The organism is Streptococcus sp. HMSC065H07 (genome assembly GCF_001837325.1).
In the GTDB taxonomy this organism is placed as follows: Bacteria; Bacillota; Bacilli; order Lactobacillales; family Streptococcaceae; genus Streptococcus; species Streptococcus salivarius_H.
Genome location: NZ_KV832019.1, coordinates 154701 through 156763, shown reverse-complemented (window position 1 = coordinate 156763; position 2063 = coordinate 154701). Strand labels below are relative to the sequence as shown.

1 protein-coding gene is annotated in these 2063 nt (G+C 39.3%); it reads right to left on the bottom strand.

All coding sequences use genetic code 11. The features are described 5' to 3' along the window. Positions 1–60: 60 nt before the first annotated feature. Positions 61–2063, bottom strand: a 2003-nt coding sequence (locus HMPREF2637_RS02780; RefSeq protein WP_256315725.1) for a glucosyl transferase, incomplete at its 5' end; no start/stop codon positions are given.

The following is a 2063-nucleotide window of genomic DNA, read 5'->3' as shown; positions in this document are numbered from 1 at the left end:
ATGATAATTCTCCTTTCATTTTAAATCTGTCATTATTGAGAAGGAGTCTCTATAACTTCATTAACTAATGAGTGTTCCGTTTCCGTCCGCATCAAAATGATAGGTTTCCCCTTTTATAGTAATGTCAATATTTGACAAACGGGCACCTGAGTTGGCATCGTAGTAGTGGATTTTACCATCAACGGTGACTAGTTCACCTTTGGCTTGTTTACCGTTACTGTGGAAGTAGACTGGGACATTGTCAATGGTTTGTTCACCGGTCAAGGCGTACCAGTTTGGACCAAAGTAATACCAACTACCTTCCCATTCATGGTACTGATTTTTAAGAGCAGCGCCTGTTGCTTCATCCAGATAGTAGATGTGGCTGCTGTTAGGGATAGTATCACTGTAATACGCATAGATGAGCTCACCTCTACTTTGCATTCCGTAGTAGTATTTACGAGTAGGAAGTCCAAAGTAGTAGAGTTCGCCATCGATAACTTGAACGGAGACTAATTTGTTTCCCTTACCGTCTAAATAATACCAGTGATTATCTTTGGTTTTAACGAAACCAGCTTTTGTAACCTTTTTACCATCAAATCCGATATAGTCTCCACTATCTGCGTAGTATGTGAATTCTCCGAAGCCTTGATGACCATCTCCAACGATAAGATTCACTTCTTCACCATGAACAATATGTGTTCCTGAGTAAACTTTTCTACCATCTTGACCAACATAATAGCGTTTGCCATCGACTTCGACGATTTGGTCTCGGACAGCAGCACCTGTGTCTTTGTCATAAAAATGATCAGCATTGGCAAAAATACCTTTGGCTTGGACACCGTCTTTATCAAAATAGACTTCTACACCATCTATAGTTTGAGCACCAATTAATTTATCGCCCTTATCATTGACATAGTACCACTTGCCATCTTTTTCGACATAACGGTTGGTAACGAGGGCTCCACTATCTTTATCATAATAATGGCCGTTTGGCGCAAAGTCACCTTTAACTTGAGAATAGTCATCACGGAAGTAGACATTGACATAATCTATCACTTGTTCGCCCTTTAAAGGATAACTAGATTTATCAACATAGTACCATTTACCTCCAGCAGTAACATAACTATTTTTGGCTGTAACTGGAGTCAATTTACCATTTTCATCTGCAATTGATGTTGGGTATCTATCATCTACAGCAATAAAAGTGAAAGCATTGGTGAGGATAGCACCTCTTACGCCGTTAATGTATTTAGAAAACTGAGCATAGTACCAGTTTCCATCAACTTGGAACAGTGGGTTTGGGCTGCCAGGGACATCATCTCTTAGTGAACCAGATTCATCAAAATAGTAGAGTTGTCCATTAATTCGCTTGAATCCATGGACAACATGTCCATTTTCATCAGCATAAACAGAAGGTGTCCAGAGGTATCCTCTCAGGTACATGTATCTGATTTTACCCCAGCCATTATAGACTTTTTGTCCCTGTTCATTGTAATAACTTTCAGTACCATCAGGATTCTTGAATTTAGAATAATAGACCATGTCTGGTTGGAAGTAGTACTCTTTACCGTCGATGGTTTTAGGGCCAGTGTAAATATTACCGTCATTGTCATAGTAGTAATAAATGTCGTCGCTGGTTCCGTTAATGTAGCGAGTACTATGGTAGAGGGCAATCTTATTATTCCAAAGTTCGCCATTTTCAGGATGGAAATAATATCCTTTTCCATCAACAACCACTCTTTGCCCTTTTGTTTGAAGCCCCTTGTCATTAAAGTGGTAAGTTTTGTCTCCAATTTCTTGAAGGCCAGTCACTTTTTCACCTGTCTTATCTACATAATACCAGTGGTTATCGCCAGTAGTAACAAAAGATTCAGTTGTTAGATGTCCAAGTTCACCATCATAATAATGTCCATCTTGGGCAAAGTTTCCTTTGACCTGTTTACCATCCTTGTCAAAATAGACATGCTGTCCATCAATTAGGTTTGGACCTGTCAGATCCTTGTCATCTTTTTTGTAATGCCAATTGCCTTGTTCATCACTATACCATTGACCGCCAGTGATATTATTTTCAGCAGAGGGAA